General features: G+C 67.4%; 20 protein-coding genes. 8 read left to right on the top strand and 12 right to left on the bottom strand.

Annotated elements, in window-relative coordinates; genetic code table 11:
* Positions 1 to 15 precede the first annotated feature (15 nt).
* Positions 16 to 771: a TetR/AcrR family transcriptional regulator gene (locus ED208_RS15025; protein WP_123212734.1), complete on the top strand. Its 756-nt coding sequence runs from the start codon at positions 16 to 18 to the stop codon at positions 769 to 771.
* A 3-nt stretch (positions 772 to 774) separates the two neighbouring features.
* Here ED208_RS15025 and ED208_RS15020 read toward each other — a convergent pair whose 3' ends face one another.
* The 3 genes from ED208_RS15020 to purT form a co-directional block, all read right to left on the bottom strand.
* On the bottom strand, positions 775 to 1,629 hold the full coding sequence (locus tag ED208_RS15020; RefSeq protein ID WP_123212733.1) for an SDR family NAD(P)-dependent oxidoreductase: 855 nt from the start codon (positions 1,627 to 1,629) through the stop codon (positions 775 to 777).
* A 143-nt stretch (positions 1,630 to 1,772) separates the two neighbouring features.
* Positions 1,773 to 2,972 (bottom strand): acyl-CoA dehydrogenase family protein, encoded by a 1,200-nt coding sequence (locus ED208_RS15015; protein WP_123212732.1) that lies wholly within the window; start codon positions 2,970 to 2,972, stop codon positions 1,773 to 1,775.
* Positions 2,973 to 3,271: 299 nt separating this feature from the next.
* Entirely contained in the window at positions 3,272 to 4,471 is a 1,200-nt protein-coding gene (purT, locus tag ED208_RS15010) for a formate-dependent phosphoribosylglycinamide formyltransferase (protein ID WP_123212731.1), read from the bottom strand.
* 227 nt (positions 4,472 to 4,698) lie between these two features.
* On the opposite strand from purT, the gene ED208_RS15005 reads away from it, so the two are divergent.
* The 4 genes from ED208_RS15005 (at position 4,699) to ED208_RS14990 (ending at position 7,576) form a co-directional block, all read left to right on the top strand.
* Positions 4,699 to 5,091: a hypothetical protein gene (locus ED208_RS15005; protein WP_123212730.1), complete on the top strand. Its 393-nt coding sequence runs from the start codon at positions 4,699 to 4,701 to the stop codon at positions 5,089 to 5,091.
* Between the two features lie 98 nt (positions 5,092 to 5,189).
* Entirely contained in the window at positions 5,190 to 6,638 is a 1,449-nt protein-coding gene (gene pyk / locus ED208_RS15000) for a pyruvate kinase (protein WP_123212729.1), read from the top strand.
* Between the two features lie 64 nt (positions 6,639 to 6,702).
* Entirely contained in the window at positions 6,703 to 7,167 is a 465-nt protein-coding gene (locus tag ED208_RS14995) for an RDD family protein (RefSeq protein ID WP_123212797.1), read from the top strand.
* A gap of 52 nt (positions 7,168 to 7,219) precedes the next feature.
* Positions 7,220 to 7,576, top strand: a complete 357-nt coding sequence (locus ED208_RS14990; protein WP_123212728.1) for a DUF1304 domain-containing protein — start codon at positions 7,220 to 7,222, stop codon at positions 7,574 to 7,576.
* Here the strand turns inward: ED208_RS14990 and ED208_RS14985 are convergent.
* Positions 7,553 to 9,190 carry a WS/DGAT/MGAT family O-acyltransferase gene (locus tag ED208_RS14985; protein ID WP_123212727.1) on the bottom strand — a complete coding sequence of 546 codons (1,638 nt, stop codon included), beginning with the start codon at positions 9,188 to 9,190 and terminating at the stop codon, positions 7,553 to 7,555. The two genes, ED208_RS14990 and ED208_RS14985, sit on opposite strands and share 24 nt — an antisense overlap.
* A 236-nt stretch (positions 9,191 to 9,426) precedes the next feature.
* Between ED208_RS14985 and ED208_RS14980 the strand changes: the two genes are divergently transcribed.
* The 3 genes from ED208_RS14980 to ED208_RS14970 all read left to right on the top strand — a co-directional run bounded on the left by ED208_RS14980 (position 9,427) and on the right by ED208_RS14970 (position 12,713).
* Positions 9,427 to 11,319 (top strand): DUF1302 domain-containing protein, encoded by a 1,893-nt coding sequence (locus ED208_RS14980; protein ID WP_158608580.1) that lies wholly within the window; start codon positions 9,427 to 9,429, stop codon positions 11,317 to 11,319.
* 150 nt (positions 11,320 to 11,469) lie between these two features.
* A complete protein-coding gene (locus tag ED208_RS14975) occupies positions 11,470 to 12,489 on the top strand; it encodes a flavin reductase (protein WP_123212725.1) in 1,020 nt (339 codons plus the stop codon).
* Between the two features lie 32 nt (positions 12,490 to 12,521).
* Positions 12,522 to 12,713 (top strand): hypothetical protein, encoded by a 192-nt coding sequence (locus tag ED208_RS14970; protein ID WP_123212724.1) that lies wholly within the window; start codon positions 12,522 to 12,524, stop codon positions 12,711 to 12,713.
* Between the two features lie 40 nt (positions 12,714 to 12,753).
* Here the strand turns inward: ED208_RS14970 and ED208_RS14965 are convergent, their stop codons facing one another.
* From ED208_RS14965 to ED208_RS14935, 8 genes are all read right to left on the bottom strand, one after another.
* Positions 12,754 to 13,860, bottom strand: coding sequence for a DUF1214 domain-containing protein (locus tag ED208_RS14965; RefSeq protein ID WP_123212723.1), 1,107 nt, complete (start codon positions 13,858 to 13,860; stop codon positions 12,754 to 12,756).
* A 7-nt stretch (positions 13,861 to 13,867) separates the two neighbouring features.
* Complete coding sequence (locus ED208_RS14960; RefSeq protein WP_123212722.1) at positions 13,868 to 14,575, bottom strand: EthD domain-containing protein; 708 nt, start codon at positions 14,573 to 14,575, stop codon at positions 13,868 to 13,870.
* A 161-nt stretch (positions 14,576 to 14,736) separates the two neighbouring features.
* A complete protein-coding gene (locus ED208_RS14955; protein ID WP_123212721.1) occupies positions 14,737 to 15,528 on the bottom strand; it encodes an SDR family oxidoreductase in 792 nt (263 codons plus the stop codon).
* Between the two features lie 71 nt (positions 15,529 to 15,599).
* Positions 15,600 to 16,763, bottom strand: a complete 1,164-nt coding sequence (locus ED208_RS14950; protein WP_123212720.1) for a sulfotransferase family protein — start codon at positions 16,761 to 16,763, stop codon at positions 15,600 to 15,602.
* Positions 16,760 to 17,884, bottom strand: a complete 1,125-nt coding sequence (locus ED208_RS14945) for a DUF1214 domain-containing protein (protein WP_123212719.1) — start codon at positions 17,882 to 17,884, stop codon at positions 16,760 to 16,762. Before ED208_RS14945 ends, ED208_RS14950 begins: the two co-directional genes overlap by 4 nt.
* A gap of 11 nt (positions 17,885 to 17,895) precedes the next feature.
* Positions 17,896 to 18,123 (bottom strand): hypothetical protein, encoded by a 228-nt coding sequence (locus ED208_RS17390; RefSeq protein ID WP_158608579.1) that lies wholly within the window; start codon positions 18,121 to 18,123, stop codon positions 17,896 to 17,898.
* An 11-nt stretch (positions 18,124 to 18,134) separates the two neighbouring features.
* Positions 18,135 to 19,088, bottom strand: coding sequence for a response regulator (locus ED208_RS14940; protein WP_158608578.1), 954 nt, complete (start codon positions 19,086 to 19,088; stop codon positions 18,135 to 18,137).
* 13 nt (positions 19,089 to 19,101) lie between these two features.
* Positions 19,102 to 20,934, bottom strand: coding sequence for a DAHL domain-containing sensor histidine kinase (locus tag ED208_RS14935; protein ID WP_123212717.1), 1,833 nt, complete (start codon positions 20,932 to 20,934; stop codon positions 19,102 to 19,104).
* Positions 20,935 to 21,119: the final 185 nt, after the last annotated feature.

Below are 21,119 nucleotides of genomic sequence, written 5' to 3'. Positions count from 1 at the left end.
CCGGACCGAACCCACTTGGGCACCAAGGAACGCAGGCAACGGCAGCTTGAGGAGCGCGAACAGCGCTTCCTGGCCGCCGCGCGCGAGCTGATCCGCGAGGACGGCCTGCTGAAATTGCAGATGAGCCGCATCGCCGAGCGCGCCGAATACGCGGTTGGCACCCTCTACCTGCACTTCGCCTCCAAGGAAGACCTGCTACTGGCGCTGACCATCGAGCAGGTGCGCGAGCACGTCGAGCTGTTCTTGCGGGTGGCGCGCTGGGAGGCCTCCTCGCGCGAGCGGATGTTCGCCTTCGGTGTCGCCGACATGCTGTTCGTGCGCCGCAACCCCGAGCACTTCCGGATCGGCCAGTACGTGTTCACCGAAGTGGTCTGGAACGCCGCCTCCGCCGAGCGCCGCGCCGAACTGCTGGAGGCCAACGACCCGATCGGCGCGCTGGTGGTAGGCCTGATCAACGAGGCCGTGGACGCCGGCGATCTGGAACTGCGCGGCCTCACCGCCGAGCAGGTCTCGGTGGGCGTCTGGGCGCTGACCATCGGCACCCACAACCTGGTGCACGCCGAGGGCGTGATGGACGACTTCAACGTCCGCGATCCCTACCGGCTGTTCTGCCGGCACTTGCAGACCCTGCTCAACGGCTACGGCTGGAAGCCGCTGGTGGACATCGCCGACGACGCCGCGCTGGACCGCCTGATCGAGCGCGTCAGCCGCGAGCTGTTCCCCGATCTCTGCGGCGACTGCGTGGCGCAGGCGGCCCGTCCAAACACCTAGGGGCTAGTGCCGGTAATAGTCCGGCCGCCCGGCGGTCCACAGCTCGCCCCAGAGCTTGCCGCCACCGTCAACGGTGACGACCTCGCCGGTGATGAAGCTGCCGGAGCCGGCGCTCAGATAGATCACCGATTCGGCAATCTCCATCGGCGTCCCCGGCCGCTTGAGCGGGTTCGCCAGCGGGAATTCCTTCTGCGCCTCGGGCGGATACACGTCGAGCCCTTCGGTAGCGGTCAGGCCCGGCGCGACGCAGTTCACCCGCACGCCCAGCGGCGCCCATTCGACCGCCACGGTGCGCGTCGCGCCGATGATGCCGGCACGCGCCGCGACGGTATGCGCGACCCCGGGCATGCCGCGCTCGATCACCACCACAATGTTGACGATGGAGCCCGGCCCGCCGTGCTCGCGCCAGTGCTGGGCGGCGCGCTGCATCATCAGCCAGGTGCCGTTGAGGTTGTTGTTGATGACCGCGTTCCAGCCCTTGGGCGCGTAGTCGATGGCGTTCTGCGGAAACTGTCCGCCGGCGTTGTTCACCGTGTAGTCGATGCGGCCGTAGTGCGCCTGCGCCTTCTTGAACAGCGCGTCGACCTGTTCCGGCTCGCGGACATTGGTCGGCACCACCAGCACCTCGCCACCCTTGCTGCGCACGAACTCGGCGATGACTTCCAGCTTTTCCGGCGTGCGGCCGCAGATCACCAGCTTGGCGCCCAGACGCGCGAACAGCAGCGCCACTGCCCGGCCGATGCCGCTGCCGGCACCGGACACCAGGGCGACCTTGCCCTGGAAGAGATCGGGGCGGTAGACGGTTTCGGCGGCCCAGAGGTTTTCGGGATTGTTCAGTGCGGCGATTTCGGGGGACATGGTGTGTTCCAGTTCCCCTCCCCCCTCGTGGGGGAGGGGTTAGGGGAGAGGGGGGATCTCAGTTTGGGAAAGACACCGCACGCGGCTGCGCCGCGCACCCCTCTCCCTAACCCTCTCCCACAAGGGGAGAGGGGACAGTCTCACTAAGCCGTCAGCAATTCCTTGCTGATGATCATCTTGCGCACCTCGCTGGTGCCGGCGCCGATCTCCAGGAGCTTGATCGCGCGGTAGAGGCGATTGATCTCGCTCTCCCAGATGTAACCGGTGCCGCCGTGCACCTGCACCGCGTCATTGAGCACCTGGTTCATGGTCTCGGCCACATACAGGACACCAGCGGCGGTGAGCTTGTGGATCTCGCCACGGCCGCCGTCTTCCTCGCCGATGACGTTGGCGGCGCGCAGCACCTGGTAGGTGAACAGGCGCATCGACTCAACACGCGTGTACATTTCGGCGAGCTTGGCCTGCACCATCTGGAAGTCGCTGATCGAGCGGCCGAACTGCTTGCGCTGCTTGGAGTAGTCGAGCGCCAGCGCGAAGGCGCGCTCGGCGATGCCGAGGCAGATCGGCGAGATCATCGCGCGCTCGAGATCGAGCCCGGACATCACCACCTTCACGCCGCGGTTCTCGCCGCCGACCAGGTTGGCCGCCGGCACCTTGCAGTCCTCGAACACCAGCTCGGCGGTCTGGCTGCCACGGAAGCCCATCTTCACCAGCTTCTGCGCCACCTTGAAGCCGGGGAAATCCTTCTCGACGATGAACGCCGAGACGCCCTGGTTGCCGCGATCCTTGTCGGTCTTGGCGTAGACCAGCAGCACATCGGCAACCGGGCCGTTGGTGATGTAGATCTTGCTGCCGTTGAGGACGTAGTAGTCGCCCTCGCGGCGCGCGGTGGTGCGCATCGAGCCGATGGCGTCGGAGCCGGCACCCGGCTCGGTCAGGCCGAGCGCGCCGATGGCGGTGCCCTTGACCAGGCCCGGCACGTACTTCTTCTTCTGCTCGTCGTTGGCGTTGCGCAGGATGTTGTGCAGGCAGAGGTTCTCGTGCGCTACCCAGGCCAGGGCCAGTGCGTGGTTCCAGCGACCGAAGGCCTGAAGGATCAGGCCGCTGGTGAACACATCCAGCCCGGAACCACCGTACTGCTCGGGCGCGGTGATGCCGAAGTAACCGGTGGCGCCGATCTTGGGAAAGATCTCCTTCGGCCACCACTCCTCGTCGTCCATCTTCTGCGCCAGCGGGTACATCTCGTTCTGGGCGAAGTGGTCGGCCTGATTCAGCACCTCCATCTCGTCGGTGGAGAGGCCGGTGAAGGCTTGGAGGACGCTGGGACGCTCGCTGCTGGACATGGGACGGGGCTCTTGGTGAGTCTGACTTACCGATGAGCTTAGGCAGCCGCCGGCGCGCAGGCTTCGTCCGATTTGGTGAGGAGCGCCCGACTCGGCCGGCCTCGGGATTCCGCGCCCTGTTCAGCGCGACGCGGCGAGTGGCGGGTGGCGCCCGGGCACGGTGCGGGTCGCGGCGCACGACCCTCGCTGGCTGAACCGGGATTTCCGGCCAGGCGCCCACCGCGTCACCGTCGGAGCAGCGCGGTCAAACCGACGCGGCCAGACGGGCGACGCGCAGGTCACGACGGAGGCCGTCAGAGTCAGACCGCGACCCGCACCTGCGCCGCCGAGCGCCGCGACTTGGCGCGCGCTTCCTCGAGGGTCTCGGCCAGCGCCAGCGCCACACCCATGCGGCGGCGGCCGGCGATTTCCGGCTTGCCGAACAGGCGCAGCATGGTGTCGGGCTCGGCCAGCGCCTCGGCGATGCCGGTGAACTCCGGCGCCAGACGATCGCCTTCGAGCAGGATGGCGGTGCTGGCTGCCGCGCCACGAGCGCGGATGTTGGGGATCGGCAGACCGAGGATGGCACGTGCGTGCAGGGCGAATTCGCTGAGATCCTGCGAGATCAGGGTGACCAGACCGGTATCGTGCGGGCGCGGGCTGACCTCGCTGAAGATCACCTGGTCGCCCTTCACGAACAGCTCGACGCCGAACAGGCCCCGGCCGCCCAGATCGCTGGTGACGGCCTCGGCAATGCGCTCGGCCTCTTTGAGCGCGGCCGGCGACATCGGGTGCGGCTGCCAGGACTCGCGGTAATCGCCGTCGATCTGAAGGTGGCCGATGGGCGCGCAGAAGCTGGTCTTGATGCCGCCCTGGCCGTCGCTGTGGCGCACAGTGAGCAGGGTGATCTCGTAGTCGAAGTCGATGAAGCCCTCGGCGATCACCTTGCCGGCGCCGGCGCGGCCGCCGGCCTGGGCGTAGTCCCAGGCCTTCTGGATGTCGGCAGCGGTCTTCACCACGCTCTGGCCCTTGCCGGAGCTGGACATGATCGGCTTGACCACGCAGGGGATGCCGACCGCCGCCACCGCCGCTTCGAAGTCGGCGTAGTTGTCGGCGAAACGGTAGGGCGAGGTCGGCAGCCCGAGGGTCTCGGCGGCGAGGCGGCGGATGCCCTCGCGGTCCATCGTCAGTCGCGCCGCGCGGGCGGTGGGGATCACCGTCCAGCCTTCGGCCTCCAGTTCCAGCAGGGTCGGGGTGTGGATGGCCTCGATCTCGGGGACGATGTAATGCGGCTTTTCCTGCTCCACCACCTGCCGCAGCTTGGCGCCGTCCAGCATCGGGAACACATGGCTGCGATGCGCCACCTGCATGGCCGGGGCGTTGGCGTAGCGGTCGCAGGCGATGACTTCCACGCCCAGCCGCTGCAACTCGATCACCACCTCCTTGCCGAGTTCGCCAGAGCCGAGGAACAGGACACGCGTGGCGTTGGCGGTGAGCGGAGTACCGAAGCGGGAGGTCATGGGCAGATCGGGTGGAGGTGGCGAAGACCGATAGTGTGCCGCCGTTCGGACACCAGCTGGTAGCAGTCCCCAGGCTCGGCGCTCCAGCGCAGCGGCTCAAGACCGGCCGCCAGCGCGGGCTCCGGGTTCACCGGCAATTCAGCCGCATCGCCGAACTTGCCGCAAGCCAGAGCCGGGCCGGAACCGAGCCACTGGCGCCACCACCTTGCCACCACCGAGCCGCCCTCATGAACAAGACAAACCTGCTCGCCGCCAGCCTGCTGGCGCTGCCGACACTGGCCCTGGCCCAGATCGGGGTCTCGATCAGCCTCGGCGATCCCGGCTTCTACGGCCGCGTCGACATCGGCGACTACCCGCCGCCACGCCTGCTCTATGCCAAGCCGATCCTGGTTGAACCGGTCCGGGTGAGCGCTGCGCCGATTTACCTGCGGGTCCCGCCGGGCCAGGCCCGCCAATGGGCACGGCACTGCCGCGAGTACGATGCCTGCGGCCGCCCGGTGTACTTCCTCCAGGATGACTGGTATCAACAGGTCTACGTGCCCGCCTACCGGAGTCGCCACCACGGCGGTCCCGGCGATCACGGCCGGCACGGCGAGGGCAAAGGGCACGACCGGCACTGAGCGCCCCCTGTTCGGCGGACGATAAGCGGCCATTGATCCGCCCTCGGCACGGAGCGGTCATGCGGGAGCGTTAATCTATGGGGCATACAGGAGTTCCAATGCCCTTCAGCCCCAAGACCGTCCGCCGCACCAAGATCGTCACCACCCTCGGCCCTGCCACCGATGCCCCGGGCGTACTGCGCGCACTGGTGGCGGCCGGTGCCGACGTCATGCGCATCAACTTCAGCCATGGCAGCGCCGAGGATCACGCCCGCCGCATCGTCGCGGTCCGCGAAGCGGCCGCCGAACTGGGCCGCGACATCGGCATCCTCGCCGACCTGCAGGGGCCGAAGATCCGCATCGAGTCCTTCGCCAATGGCCCGGTCGAACTGGTCGAGGGTGCCGCCTTCGCGCTCGACACCGCCCACGACCCCAAGGGCGGCAACCAGAGCGTGGTCGGCTGCGCCTACCGGCGGCTGCCGCACGACGTGTTCCCCGGCGACATCCTGCTGCTCAACGACGGCGCCATCGCCATGCGGGTGGAGCAGGTCGCAGGCACCCGTATCGACTGCCTGGTGACCCAGGGCGGCGTGCTCAGCAACCGCAAGGGCATCAACAAACTCGGCGGCGGCCTGTCGGCAGCGGCGCTGACCGACGAGGACAAGGCCAACATCCGCCATGCCGCCAACTGGGACTGCGACTTTCTCGCGGTCTCCTTCCCGCGCTCGGCGGCCGACATGCACGAGGCCCGCAACCTGCTGCACGAAGCCGGCGGCCACGCCCAGCTGGTGGCGAAGATCGAGCGCGCCGAAGCGCTCACCAATCTCGAACAGATCGTCCAGGCCAGCGATGCGGTGATGGTCGCGCGCGGCGATCTCGGCGTGGAGATCGGCGATGCCGAACTGCCGGGCTGGCAGAAGAAGATCATTGCCGCCGGCCGCGAGGGCAACAAGATGGTGATCACCGCGACCCAGATGATGGAGTCGATGATCACCAACCCCATCCCCACCCGCGCCGAGGTGCTCGACGTCGCCAACGCGGTCATGGACGGCACCGATGCGGTGATGCTGTCCGCCGAAACCGCCAGCGGCAAATACCCGGTGAAGGCGGTGGAGGCGATGGCGCGGGTGGTGCTCGGTGCCGAAGCGCATCCGGCGCCGGACATCAGCGGCAGCCGCAGCGACTCGCACTTCAAGCGCATCGACGAGGCGGTGGCGATGGCCACCGCCTGGACCGCCCAGCGCATGCACGCGCAGGCGATCCTGGCGCTGACCGAGTCCGGCTCCTCGCCGCTGATGATGAGCCGGGTCGAGCGCTACATTCCGATCTACGCGCTGACCCCGCACGACCGCACCCGCCGGCGCATGGCCCTGTGCCGCGGCGTCTACCCGGTGCTGTTCCGGCCCAGCTCTCCCGACGGCCTGGGCACGGTGCAGGAAGCCATCAGCGCGCTCAAGCAGCGCGGCCTGCTCAAGGACGGCGACCGGGTGCTGCTGACCAAGGGCGACAACAATGGCTCGGGCGGTACCAACGCGATGAAGATCCTCACCGTCGGCGCACCCGGCTGAGCCGACGGCCGGGCGCCGGCGCGGGCGATCCGCTGCCGGCAATCACCTCTTTTCAGGAGTGAACGTGGACACAACCGAGCTGGAATACGTGGGCTTCTGGGCCAGGGTCGGCGCCTCGCTGGTCGACACCCTGCTGATCGGCCTGCTGATCTGGCCGCTGCTGACGGTGTTCTACGGCTGGGACTACTGGACCGACCCGAGCAGCGATACCGGCGTGCTCGACCTGCTGATCTCCTACGTACTACCGGCGCTGGCGGTGCTGGCGTTCTGGATCGCCCGGCAGGCGACACCGGGCAAGATGCTGCTGTCGGCGCGCATCGTCGACGCCCAGACCGGCGGCAAGCCCAGCACCCGCCAGCTGCTGGCGCGCTATCTGGGCTATTTCGTGGCGATGATCCCGTTCTTCCTCGGCATCCTCTGGGTCGGCATCGACGCCCGCAAGCAGGGCTGGCACGACAAGCTGGCCGGTACCGTGGTGGTCCGGCCGAAGCTGCGCGGCCCGCAGCCGGTGCACTTCCCGCAGTCCTGATGCGGCGGCCGGCGTGGCAGACTGCCGCGCACCACTTCCAGGGAGTCGCTTCATGAGCCAGATCGCCAATGGCGTCATCGCGCTGGTCGCGCTGCTGCACATCTACTTCCTGATCCTGGAGATGTTCCTCTGGGACACGCCTTACGGACGCAAGACCTTCGGGCTCACCGCCGAGTTCTCCGCCGCGTCCAAGACGCTCGCCGCCAACCAGGGGCTGTACAACGGCTTTCTCGCCGCCGGCCTGATCTGGGGGCTGTGGCTGGGCGCCGAGGGCTTGGCGATCAAGACCTTCTTCCTCGCCTGCGTGATCGTCGCCGGTGTCTACGGCGCGGCGACCGTCGGCAAGAAGATCCTCTACGTCCAGGCCTTGCCCGCCCTGCTCGGCCTAGCCCTTTTGCGTCTCGGCTAGCCGGGATTTCACGGCCTTCCGCGCGGCGCGCGCGCGCGGCTTCGCCGGCGCGGATCGGGCTGGCTTTACGGCTTCGCCCGATAGCGTCCTGGGCTTGACCTTGGGCTTGGGCTTGACCTTGGTCTTGTCCCTGCTCCTGGGCTTGGCTTTGGCGCGGACCACCGGCTGCGCATCGGCGGCCGCTGGCGCCGCCACGCCGTAGCCGCTGTCGGCCAGACCGAGCGCCTGCTCCAGTTCCGCCAGGGCATCGCGGGTGTACACCGCCAGCCGCTGCAGGCTGGGGATGGCGTCGCGGCAGCCGAGAAAGCCCACCGCCACGCGGTCGGCATAGCCGACCAGGGTGACGTTCAGGGCATAGCCGTCGAACAGGAAGGACACCGGATACATCGCCTCCAGCTCGGCCCCCATCAGGTACAGCCGCTCGCGCGACAGCACCACGTTCGACACCACCACATTGAAGAACGGCGGCATCTTCGGCAGCAGGCCCGACATCTGCCCCATCATCAGCGGCGCGATGCCCAGCAGCGCGAACTGCATCTGCGCGGCGTAGGGCATGCCGTTGACCTCGTTCTTGCCACGCACGGTGATCCGGTGGATGCGCTCCAGTCGCTGCCGTGGATCGTCGAGTTCGGTGCCCATAGGCACCACGAAGCCGGCGGCGGCATTGCCCATCTTGCCGTCGTTGCGCTTGAGCGCCACCGGCACCGAGGCCAGCAGCGACTTGGCCGGCAGTGCCCCCAGCTCCTGTAGGTAACGGCGGATGGTGCCACCCACCACCGCCAGCATGACGTCGTTGGCGGTAGTGCCGGTGGCGCTGGCGATGGCCTTGATCCGTGGCAGTTCGAGGATCTGGGTGCCGAGGCGGCGCTGCTGCGAGACCGGCACATTGAAGCGGCTGCGCGGCGTCTGCAGCGCGACGCGGGCGCTGCTGTCCTCGCCTTGCAGCATCTTGCCGAGGGTGCGCACCAGCTCGCCGATGCCCTGCGCCTGCTCCGCCGCTGCCGCCGCCGGCTGACGCAGGCGCTCCAGCAGGCCAGCGGGCGTGCGCGCGCGCTCCTCGCGCGGCGGCTTGGCGGCGAGGATCCAGGGCCCCGGGGTGTCGCGGTTGCCGGGGTCGGTGGATAGCCACTTCTGCACCATGCGCATGGCGCCCATGCCGTCGATGGCACAGTGGTGCGCCTTGAAGTACAAGGCGAAACGCCGACTGCGTCCGCGCGGTTCACCACTGCCCGGGTCCAGCTCCGGATCCAGGCCCTCGATCAGGTGGCATTCCCAAAGCGGCCGGGAAAAATCCAGCGGGTGCGAGTGCAGGCGCGCCACCAGCTGGCCCAGCTCGCGCTCACCGCCGGGGAATGGCAACGCCGAGTGACGCAGGTGGTAGTCCATGTCGACCTTGGTCTCCACCCAGGCCGGCGCCAGCTTGCCGCGCGCCAGCTTGCAGTTGAACGGCTCGGGCATGAACGGCTTTTCGCGCATCCGCAGCATCAGGGCGCGCACGAAATCGGGCGGCGCCTCGTCCGGCAGCCGGAAGGTCATCAGCGCGCCGACGTGCATGGGCGTGCGCTTGGATTCCATGCGCAGGAAGGCCGCGTCGATGGGACTCAGGTATTGCATGCAGGTTCTCCTCCGCCGGTGGCGCGATGGCCCTGCCGTAGCCTCGCGCCTCTTGGTTTTCGCCCATACGGTGCATGACTTCAGAGCCTGCCGCCAGTGGCGACACTCCACTGGCTGAGCCACTAATCAGTTCGGGTGAGGTTGTCGCGGGACGGCCTCACTTAGGGTGTGGACTGCAAAAAAACACGACAAGTCGGGTCACTACCCGACAACAACGAAAGTGCGAGGAGAAAACGATGGGTGATTCAGGGTCGCGGACACTACGGCGGATCGCGGCGGCCGCCGCACTGCTAGCCAGCAGCCTGGCCCAGGCCGGCTCGCTGGACCTGTGGGGAACGGATATCGAGTACCGGACCTCGCTCAACTACGCGGCGGCGATGCGCCTGAAGAACCCGGATCAGTCGCTGATCAACGGCCAGGTCGATCCCCTGGTGGCGGGCGCACCGATCCTCAATCCGACGCCGGGGCAGCCGGTGCAGATCGCCGGCTTCACCCACACCGGCCTGCCCAGCACCATCAACATCGACGACGGCAACCGCAACTTCAAGCAGTACTCGCTGGTGCACAACCGCATCACCGCGTTCAGCGAGCTGCAGTTCAAGCGCGAGAACTACGGCGCCATCTTCAGCGGCGACGCCTTCTACGACCAGGTGTACCGGCAGAAGAACGACAACGACTCGCCGGCCACGGTCAACACCATGGGCATCCCCAACAACCAGTTCACCAGCGAAACGCGCCGCTACGACGGCATGCGCGCGCGGCTGCTGGATGCCTACGCCTACTTCGACCACAGCTTCACCGACGAGGTGGCACTGAATCTGCGCGTCGGCCAGCAGGTGATCGCCTGGGGCGAGAGCCTGTTCATGCGCGGCATCGCCTTGTCGCAGGGCCGCGCCGACGCCACCCGCTCCTCGGTGCCCGGCGCCGAGATCAAGGAACTGCTGCTGCCCGGCAACCAGGTCGGCTTGCAGCTGTCGCTGAGCAACACCCTGACCCTGTTGGGCTATTACAAGCTGGACTTCGCGGCGACCGAGGTCTTCCCCACCGGCGACTTCCTCTCGCCGGCCGACCTGATCGGCCCGGGTGCCACCTTCACCCACGGCTCGATCAACCCGGCCTACCTCGACGGCTGCCCGGGCCTGCTCGACCTCGGCACCTTCGTGCCCGGCCTGCCAGTCGATCTCAGCGGGCTCTGCGAGTTTGGTGGCCTGGGGCAGTTCCTGCTCAATGCCTCGCCCAACATCTACGTGTTCCGCAAGGAAGACATCAATCCCAGCAACTGGGGCCAGTGGGGCACCGGCCTGAAGTGGGCGATCACCCCCGGCACCACCCTGGGCTTCTTCCACCTGCGCTACGCCGACGCCAACCCGACGGTGCAGCTCAACCCCGGCTTCGCCTATGTCGGCACCGTGCCGGGCACCAATGTCGACATCACCACCGCCCTGTTCAACCAGTACGTCCCCGAGACCTACCAGATCAAGTACTACGGCGGCATCAAGCTCTACGGCATGAGCTTCTCGAGCACGCTGGGGCCGTTCAACGTCGGTGGCGAGTTCAACTACCACCAGGGCATCGACACCCAGGTGCAGACCATCATCTCCGGCGTGCTCAGCCCGGTCTTCACCCGCGCCAACATCGGCCAGGCGCTGCTGTCGGCGATCTACGCCGGCAACCCGGACTTCTACATTGATGACCTCGCCCTGGTCGGCGAAGTCGCCTACCACCACGTCTACTCGGTGGACGCGGTGGAATCGCAGCCCGGCATCATCCCGGTCGGCGACGGCAAGCAACTGTTCGGCAACCGCAATTCCTGGGGCTACCAGATGCTGGCGCTGGGCACCCGCCGCAACGTGCTGGACGGCTGGGACCTGAAGCACACCCTGTCCTGGGGCGCGATAGGCAAGGGCAATCCCTCCATCAGCGGCGCCTTCGGTCCGCTCTACGGCGAGGGCGACCAGCGCCTTGGCGTCGGTCTGGGCATGCAGTACCTGCAAAACCTGGAAGTCGGTATCAGCTACCAGAAATTCTTCGGCGACGCCGAGCGCGTCATGCGCGGCAGCCCGGTGGTGTTCCAGAACCCCTACGCTGATCGCGACTACCTCGCCCTCAACATCAAGTACAACCTGTAAGCGCCATACCGGGCCGGGTGACGCGGGCGCGTCACCCGGCTTTTTATTGTCCAGGCGCCGCCGCGGCTACGGCATCTAAGGTATGACGGCAGGCGCCGCAGGCTGGCAACATGGCGCTCTTCCGTCGATTCCAGCCGCAGGAAACCCCGCATGAGCACCGCATTTGACGCCGCCGAATTCCGCAAGGCCCTGGGCGCCTTCGCCACCGGCGTCACCATCATCACCACCAAGGCCGCCGACGGCAGCCTGATCGGCTTGACCGCCAACAGCTTCAACTCGGTGTCGCTGAATCCGCCGCTGGTGCTCTGGAGCCTGGCCGAAACCGCCGCCAGCCTGCCGGTGTTCCGCGCCGCCGAGCACTGGGCGGTGCATGTGCTGGCCAGCGACCAGGAGGAACTCTCCGGCCGCTTCGCGCGGCGCGGCATCGACAAGTTCGCCGGCCTGGACATCGAAACCGGCGTCGGCGGCGTGCCGCTGCTGAAAGGCTGCACCGCCCGCTTCGAGTGCAAGAACGCCTTCCAGTACGAAGGCGGCGACCACATCATCTTCGTCGGCCAGGTGCTCAACTTCAGCCGCAGCGAGTCCGCGCCGCTGGTGTTCCACGGCGGCAAGTACGCGCACGCCACCCGCCGCGAGGCCCCGGATGCCAAGCCGCGCAGCGCCGCGCTCTCCGGCAGCTTCAACGAGGGCTTTCTCGGCTATCTGCTCGGCCGCAGCCACTTCCAGTTCTTCGGCCAGATCCGCGCCCAACTCGCCGACCAGAGCCTGAGCGACGACGACTTCTACCTGCTGTCCACGCTCACCCTGCGACCACTGATCAGCACCAGCGAACTCGACGCCGGTCTCGCCGCCGTGCTGCGCCAGCCCAGCGCCAGCCGGCTACCCGCCCTGGCCGAGCGCGGCCTGGTGGCGCAACTGGCGATGACCGCCGAGAGCGATGTCGCCGAGTACCGCCTCACCGAAGCCGGCCGCGACACCGCCCTGCGGCTGATCTCCGCCGCCAAAGCGGTGGAGCTGGAGATCCTGGAGCGCATGGGCGCCGAAGACGGGGCCATCCTCAAGTCGCTGCTGAAGCGCTTCCTCGGCGTGGTCGATCCCGACGCCTCGGTGCTCTGGGACGATCCCACCCAGGTCGCCGGTAAGATTCCCGGATCGGGCTGGGACAGCTAGCCCATCCAGCCCAGAACACCCAGGAGCCTCGCATGCGCCAGCGGCTGCCACTGATTGTCGTCACGCTGCTGAGTCTTAGCGGCTGCACCGCCGAGCAGATCTACGCCAGCAGCCAGCCCGCGCGGCTGAAGGACTGCGAGCGCCTGCCCCGCGCCGAACGCGAGGCCTGCCTGAATGTGGAGCGGGAAACCTATTCCGAACGCGAGAAGCGAACGGCCCAGTAGGCGCGCCGCAGCCTGGGCATGGACCTGGCGGCGTAAGTAGTCAGCGAGCGCGATGGCGCAGCGCGTCCAGCTTCACCACCCGGCAGCGCGGCTGCGGGTGCGCGTCGGCGCCGACCCAGCGCAGCAGCATGCCGCCCTGCGCATGGTGGTCACTGTCGATGAAATTGCCGACGCCGACATCCTCGGCGGCGATCAGCAACGTCAGGCTGCCGTCGGGATTGAGCCGGGCATCGTGCTTGTTCAGATGCACGCGCCGGTGCTGGCAGTCCAGCGATTCCAGCCAGTGGTTGGCGAGCTGGAAGTTCCAGTACGGGCAGTCGGGCACCTCGGTCTCGATCAGCAGCGCCTCGTCGGGCGCCAGTCGCCAATAACCGTGGTAGTAGCAGATCTTGGGATCGCCGCCGACCCGCATCGAGGCCGCCACATAGGGCGCTGCCGCCAACTGGTTGGGATGCTGCGCCACCCAGGCCGCCCAGTCAGCGACCAGCTTGGCGGTGCCCTGCACGAAGGCCAGCGCCCGCGTCAGGCCGGCGTCCAGTGCCGCTGCCGACAGCGGCGCCGGCGCGGAAGGCGCACTCAGGCACTCGATGTGCAGCTCGGCAGCGGTCTCGGTCCGGCGGTCGAGAAAGGTCTGACGCACGATCAGCATGCTGGAGTCGGCCGCCATCGGCAGCCAGTTGCCAGGCTGCGGCCGGGCGCTCAGCAAAAGCTCGAAGCGGCCATCGGCGTCGATCCGCATCTCCTTGGCTTCCAGCTCACCAGTGGACGCCATGGTGCCGTCGATGGCGTAGCGATTGGCCTTGGTCCCGAACGACAGATAGGCCACCGAGCCACGCCGGCCGTGGACCCGGTACTCGCGGTCACCGGCGATGGTGGCGTTGCAATAGAGGTTGTCCGGATTGGGCAGGAAGACCTTGATGGTGTCGTCCGAGGCCGCGTAGAACACCGGGAAATCCGGGTCGGCGAACTCCAGCATCATCTGCAAGCCCAGACGCGCGTAGCGGCTTAGCAGGCGCCAGCCTTCGGCGCGGTCGAGCAGGCTGTCGGGGGCGTCGGCGCGCAGGATGGTCTCACCAGCGGCCTTCAGCCCCTCGCAGTAAGCGGCCCAGCTTTCACCGCCGATGACCCGCTGCAGTGCCGTGCTCATGAGGCCCTCAGAACATGCAGTACTGGCTGGTCGGCGTCACGTCGATGCGGCTCATGTCGATGAAGCGGCCGACACTGTCCATCATCGCCTTCAGGTTCTTGTCGAACTTCGCCGGATCGCCTTGGGCGTCGAAGAACAGTTGCGGATCGTTGAGCGCGCCGGCGGGGAAACCCTCCTCGACGATGGCGTCGATGGCGCGGGCGCAGGGCGTCAGCGCCCGCACCACGCGGTTCTGCACGTACTCGAAGTTGGACTGGGTCTCGACCGCCACCGTAGTGTGCTGGTTCTGCCAGAGGTCGAGAAAGGCCTCGTCGCTCAGGCCCGGCTTGCGCGGGAACAGCGCGATCTGCGCGAAGCCCTCGCTGCGCTGGCCGTGGCCGGACGACGGATGCTCGGTATTGGGCAAGGGCACCGACTCGGTGACCAGATAGGCGTCGAAGCGCGCGGCGACGCTGGCGATGACGCCATCCACCGGCGCCCGCAAGGCGTCGATGGCGCTGTGCAGCCAGACCTGCACCAGCGCTTCCACCGGCGGATTGCTGTGGGTCTGGCGCAGGCCGGCACCGGCCTCGACGGCGGCATCCGCGACATTGATGCGCAGGCCGCGCGCACCCAGCGTCTTCAGGCGTGGCGCCAGGGTCTTGCGCAGCCGCTGGCCGAATTCCTCGACGCTCAGTGCCGGATCGCGCCAGACGACGTAGATGACTTTTTCCATCGACAGCTCCTCTGCGTCAGAGCCCCTCTCCCCTGGTGGGAGAGGGGTTGGGGAGAGGGGGCGGCGCGCAGCGCCCAGCCCGCTCGTATTAAACAGCACGGTGGCCACGCCACCGCTACCCCTCTCCCTAGCCCTCTCCCACAAGGGGAGAGGGAATTACCTCAGGGCATGTACATGCCGCCGTTGGCATCCAGTGCCGCGCCGGTCACCGCGCTGGCGTAGTCGGACACCAGGAACAGCGCGGCGCGCGCGCATTCGTCGTCGGTGGGCATGCGGCCCAGCGGGATGCCGGCTTCGACCTGGCCTTTCAGCGTCTCCAGCGGAATCTTGTGTTCGCTGGCCTGCCATTCCATATAGCCCTGCACCGGCGCGCCCCACATCCAGCCCATGTGGACGGTGTTGACGCGGATGCCGCTCGGCCCCAGCTCCTTGGCCAGCCACTTGCTGCTGTTGGCCAGTGCCGCCTTCGAGGCCGCATAGCCGGCCTCGCCCAGCGGCGGCACCTGGCGCACCGCCATGGTGTTGATCATGACGATGGCGCCGGACTTCTGCGCCTTCATCTGCGGGATCAGCGCCTGGGTGATCTGCAGGGTGCCGATCAGATTGGTGTTGATGACCTCTTTCCAGGTCTCCAGATTGGCGGTGGAGGCGTAGTCCATGTCGCCGTGCACGAAGGCGCTGTTGACCAGGGCATCGACGCGGCCGAAGGTCTGTACCGCCTGCGCGGCCAGGCGCTCGCAGTCGGCGACCTTGGTGATGTCGGTGACCACCTTCAGCACCTTGCAATTGGGGTTCACCGCCTTCACCCGCGCCTCGGCGTCGGCCAGCTTCTCGGCGCTGCGCGCGGCGGCCACCACGCCGGCCGCGCCTTCGCGCGCGGCCTCGATGGCGAGCTTCACGCCCAGGCCGGGGCCGATGCCGGATACCACCACGATCTTGTCCTTGAGCAGCATCTTGTTTCTCCTCAGTTCTTCTAGTGGGTTGTTGCTTGCAGCCGCGCGCCCGACCAGCAGCGCCAGCAGGGTCAGGCTTCGATGTACTTGCGGTGGTAATCGGCGAAATCACGCTGCAACTGCTCGACGCTCAGACCGAAGTCCTCCGGCTTGTAGTCGTGGGCGGCGCGGCTGTCGCGACTGTTCTTCTCCAGCCACTGGCGCATCGCCTGCTCGGCCTCCGGAGTGAGGGCGATACCGAGGTGGCGGTAGATCGCCTGCACCACCTCGAACGGCCGCTTGACGGTGTCGATGAAGCGCACGTCGATGAACGGCTTGGGATTGGCCTCGCGCACCTGCATGGTGTGGTGGAAGGCCTGCACCATCAGGTCATTCCACTCGCGGCCAGCGGCCTTCGCATCGGGCGCGGCGCCGTAGATCGCCCACAGGGTGTGGATCATGCTGGCGATCGAGGGGATGGTCTCCACCGGATCGCGGTGGGCCTGGACGATGTGGGCGTCGGGGAACAGCTTCAGCAGCAGGCCCATGCGCAGCAGATGGTGCGGCGCCTTCAGCACCCAGCGCTCGGCGCTGACGCCGCGCTGGCGCTTCTGCCATTGCAGGAATTGCAGCACCCGCTTGAGGTACTCGTAGGTCGGGGTCTCGTCGGTGCCGTGCAACCAGTCCATGTAGCTCGGCACATGGGCGTAGGCGTTGAACGAGGCGCGGAAGGAATGCTCCATCAGCATCACCTCCTCGTCGGCCTGGTCGGCGTCCATCGGGTGGATGGAGAGCAGCTTGGGCATGGCCTCGACCATCACCTTCACTTCGCCACGCGCGCGCTCGATGCGCTGCACGGGCGCCTTCACGTCCTCGCCAGGAAAGGGCACCGGATAACGCGATTCCCACCAGGGCATGGAGTAGAAGCGCGGGTCGCAGGCCAGCACGCGCTGCAAAAGCGTGGTGCCGGTGCGCGGCAGGCCGACGATCACCACCGGCGCGGCGATGGTCTCCTGGGCGATCTCGGGATGCTTGGCAAACCAGTCCTCGATGCGCAGGCGGTTGACCAGCATCTCGACGATCTTCTGCTGCAGCAGGCCACGGCCGAAGTCGGACAGATTGGCCTCCCCGTTCAGGGAGGCGCAGAGCTTTTCCAGGCCCGGCCGGTGCGAGGGCAGGCCGAAGTTCTTCAGGCCGCCGGACTGTTCGACGGCGGCGGCTTCGAGGGCATCGGGGACGAGCGTGTCGCTGCTCATTGCGGCAGTTCCTTCTGGTAGTCGGCGAGCTTGAGCACGCGCGTGGTGGGGTGGATCACTTCCTTGGCGCCGACCCAGCGGAAGCACCAGGTGCCCTCGGCATGGCCGGCGGTGTCGAGCCAGTTGGGGTGGCCGGGGTCGCGGTGCGCCAGCACCAGCCGCAGGCTGCCGTCGGCGTTGAGGCGGGCGGAATGCAGGTTGTGGCAGATGCGGTGGTAGCGGTAGTCGAGCGACTCCATCCACCAGTTGTTGATCTGCAGATTCCAGAACCGGCAGTCCGGCACCCGTGGCAGCTCGACCAGCAGCACCTCGTCGGGCGCCAGCTTCCAGTAGGCGTGGTAGTAGAAGATGTTGGGATCGCCGCCGACCCGCTGGCACAGCGCCTGATCGGCCGGCGGCAACTGGTTGGGCTGCGCGAGATAGCTCTGCGCCCAGTTGGCGAACAGCGTCGCGGTGCCTTCGACGAAGCGCGCGGCGTTGCCCAGGCCCTTCTCCAGCCGCTCGGCCGACAGCGGTGCCGGCGTGGCAGCGCTGCCGATGCGCTCGATGGTCATCTGCGCGGGCTGCTCGGCACGGCGGTCGTTGAAGGTCTGACGGACGATCACCGCATTGCTGGCCGGCTCGATGCGCAGCCAGTTGGCGACCCCTTCCGGCCGCTCGGCGCTGAGCACGATCTCGAAGCGGCCCTCGGTGTCGAGTTGCAGTTCCTTGGCGTCGATGAAGCCGGTCTGCTCCATCTTGCCGTCGGTCTCGTAGCCGCCCTTCTGGCTGCCGAGGGTGAGATAGGCCACCGTGCCACGGGTGCCACGGATGCGGTACTGGTTGGCGCCGTTGATCTTGGCGAACAGGTACTTGTTGTCGGGATTGTCGGCGCCGATCTTGCCGGTCTCGTGCGAGGGCAGGAAGAAGCCGGGAAAGTCAGGGTCGGCGAACTCCAGGTGCATCTCCAGACCGATGCGCAGCAGCCGCGAGAGATAGCGCCAGCCCTCGGCGCGGGTCAGCTCGTCGGCGGGCGCTTCGGGTCGCAGCACCTGCTGACCGGCGCGCTTGAGCGTGTCACAGAACTCGTTCCAGACCTCGCCGCTGATCACGCGGCCTTGCGCCTTGTCGTCCAGCGCCATCGCCCCTCTCCTCACTCTGACAGAGCTGCACGGTAGAGGCGGCGGGCGATGGCGCCTTCACCTGTTTGGGGGAGACGGGGCAATTGCGGATTGCGGATTGCGGATTGCGGATTGCGGATTGCGGATTGCGGATTGCGGATTGCGGATTGCGGATTGCGGATTGCGGATTGCGGATTGCGGCGAAGCTGCTGCACCGCTTCCCGCTGTTCAATCCAAAATCCGCAATCCGAGATCCGCAATAGGCCGCGCCTCAGGCGCGGCCGGTCACCCAACTGCGCAGCGAGCGGATGCGGTCGAGGAACTTCACCGTCGGCGGTGGCGCTGCGCCCGGCGCCGGCTCGGGCAGCTTCTCCACCTGGTAGCGCTGATGCAGGATCGGGTTCTGCGCCAGCTTCTGGTGCTGCTTGTGCGCGGAGTTGACGGTGATGCGGCAGGCGACATCCTGGATCGGCTTGGTGATCAGCCGGTAGATTTGGCCCTGGTTGATCAGCTCGATGGCGGCGCCAGCGTCGGCGCGCTCGGTGAGGATCACCGACACCAGCTCCGGGTGGTGCTGCTTGAGCGTGCCGATCAGGCTCACCACCGGATGGTCCTGCACGCGGGTCTCGGAGATCACCACGCCGATGCGCTCCTGTTCCAGCCGGTTTACCGCCTCGTCCATGTTGCTGGCGCCGAACACCCGGTAGCTGGCGCCGAGGATGGCCTGGATGCGCGAGGGCATCTGCGGATCGTCGTCCAGCACCAGCACGCCCGGCGCCTCGCCGTCGGCGGCCTCGGTGCCGGGCGCCGAGTCCGGCGCGTTGCCGACCGCCAGACTGGCCTTGGCCGCTGCGGCCGCATTGGCGACGGTGCTGGCCAGCACCTCGTTGGACCAGGGCTTGTTGACGAAGCGGAAGATCTCGCCGTCGTTGACCGAGCCGATGATGGCGTTGAGGTCGGAATAGCCGGTGAGCAGGATGCGCATCGCATGCGGATTCAGCTCGCGCGCTGCGCGCAGCAACTCGATGCCGGTCATGCCCGGCATGCGCTGGTCGCTGACGATCACGTCCACCGGCTGCGCCTTGAGCAGCTCCAGCGCCTGCGCGCCGCCCTCGGCGAAGTAGACCTCGTAGTGGCCACGGAACAGCATGCGCATGGTGGTGAGCACGCGCGGCTCGTCATCGACGAACAGGACGCGGGGCTTGGCTCCAGGCGGATTGGTCATCGCGGAAATCCTCTCAGGCGGCCAGCCGCTCGCCGGCATCGCTGCGTGGCTGCCGCAGCGGCAGGTGGATGGTGAAGCAACTGCCGATGCCCGGCGTCGATTCGACCTCGATGCGGCCGCCATGCTCCTCGATGATGCGGAACACGATGGACAGGCCCAGGCCAGTGCCCTTGCCCACCGGCTTGGTGGTGAAGAAGGGCTCGAAGATGCGCCGCTGCACCTCTTCGCTCATGCCGCTGCCGCTGTCGGTGATCTTCACGTAGACGCCCCCCGGCTCGGCGCCGGTCATCACCGTGATCAGGCCCTCGCCGTCGATGGCCTGGGCGGCGTTGGTGAACAGGTTCAGGAACACCTGGTTGAGCTGCGAGGGCGAGCACTCGATCTGCGGGGTGTCGCCGAACAGCCGCTCGACCGCGACCCGGTGCTTGATCTGGTTGTTGCAGATCTTCAGCGCCGAGTCGATGCCGGCATTGATATCGAACAGGTCGGCGCGCGAGCGGTCCACCCGCGAGAAGTCCTTGAGGCTGGACACCAGCTCGGCGATCTGCGCCAGGCCGTGGTCGGTGTCGCGCAGCAGGCTGTCGAGGTCCTCCATCAGCTCCGCCGCCGGCACGCTCTGGCGCCGCTCCTCGGCGACGGCCATGGCTTCGGCAACTTCCTCGTCGCTGGCATTGGCGGCGGTCATCAGGCTCAGCACGCGGTCCTGCGCGCCGCAGAGCTCGCGAATGTCGCCGAGCGAGTTGCGGACGATCTCGGCGTTGCTGCGGGCATAGCCGAGCGGCGTGTTGATCTCGTGCGCCACGCCGGCAACCATCTGGCCCAGCGAGGCCATCTTCTCCGACTGCACCAGCTGCGCCTGCGACTCGCGCAGGTTTTTCATGGTGCTGCTCAGATCGTCGAGCGCGACGCTGAGGTCGTTGGTGCGCAGCTGCACCTGCTCTTCCAGATGCTCGTTGGCGCTGGCCAGGCCGGCGTTGGCCCGGTCGAGCTCGGCATAGCTGCGGCGCAAGCGCAGCCCCAGGTAACCCAGCACCAGCAGCAGCGTGCCGGCAAACGCCGCCAGATACAGCCGGTACTGGTTGGCGATGGCCACTTCGCCCTGGTACCAGCGGCTGTAGGCGGCTTCCACCGTCTGCAACTGCGGGCCGGTGGGGCGGTTGAGGAAGTCCTTGAGCTTGTCCACCAGCTCGGTCTTGTCGGCGATCACTTCCACGACCTTGCCGCGTAGCTCGCTGGCGGCGGTCTTGTAGGCCTCGCCCTGTCCCTCGGCGGCGGCATCGAGCTTGTCCAGCAACTGGTTGATCGAAGCGATATTGATCGGAGAGGGCGTGACGCCGAAGTTGATCACCTCGCTCTTCAGCTGGTCGCTCAGCTCGACCACTTCATCACGCCGCTCGGGGGCGGTGGCGGCGAGCAGGGCGTTGACCCGCACCGGGACCGCATCCAGGCCGGCGATCAGGCGCTGGGTGAGGATGGAATTGCGCGCCTCGAAGTCGAAACCCAGGCCAAACTTGCTTTCCACCGTTTCGTAGAAGGCCTGCAGGGCGGTGTCCAGCTCGGCGCTCAGACCGGTCAGCGCCTGCGGGCCTTTCTCCAAGCGGTCCAGGGCCTCGCCCAATTGTTGGGTGATGCGCGAGCGGTCGCCGGCGGAGTCGGCGATGGAACTGGCGCGGGTCTGGGTGAAGCCGCGATTGAGTTCGACGTCGAGATTGTTGACCGCCCGCAGATTGTCGAGCCGCGCCTGGTGCAGGTCGCTGTCGACGCTCTGGGTCATCTTGAGCAGGAAGATCAGAATGCCGATGGACACCCCAGCCGCCAGACCCGGCAACAGCAGTCGCAGGTTCATTCCGTCTCCTCTCCTTGATCGGCGCGACCTGGATGAGGGGAGAGCGCCGGTTCTTTATCGGCCCGACCTCGGCGGCACCCCATGCGTGCGGAGCACCGTCCTGCGCCAGACCTTGTGATTTGACGCAGGATTTACGAGGCCTACCGGGGCTGCCTCGTCCACTTGTAGGAGATTTGGCGGATTGC

This window comes from Stagnimonas aquatica (assembly GCF_003730135.1).
GTDB lineage: Bacteria > Pseudomonadota > Gammaproteobacteria > Nevskiales > Nevskiaceae > Stagnimonas > Stagnimonas aquatica.
This window is presented reverse-complemented; position numbering and strand designations above follow the sequence as displayed.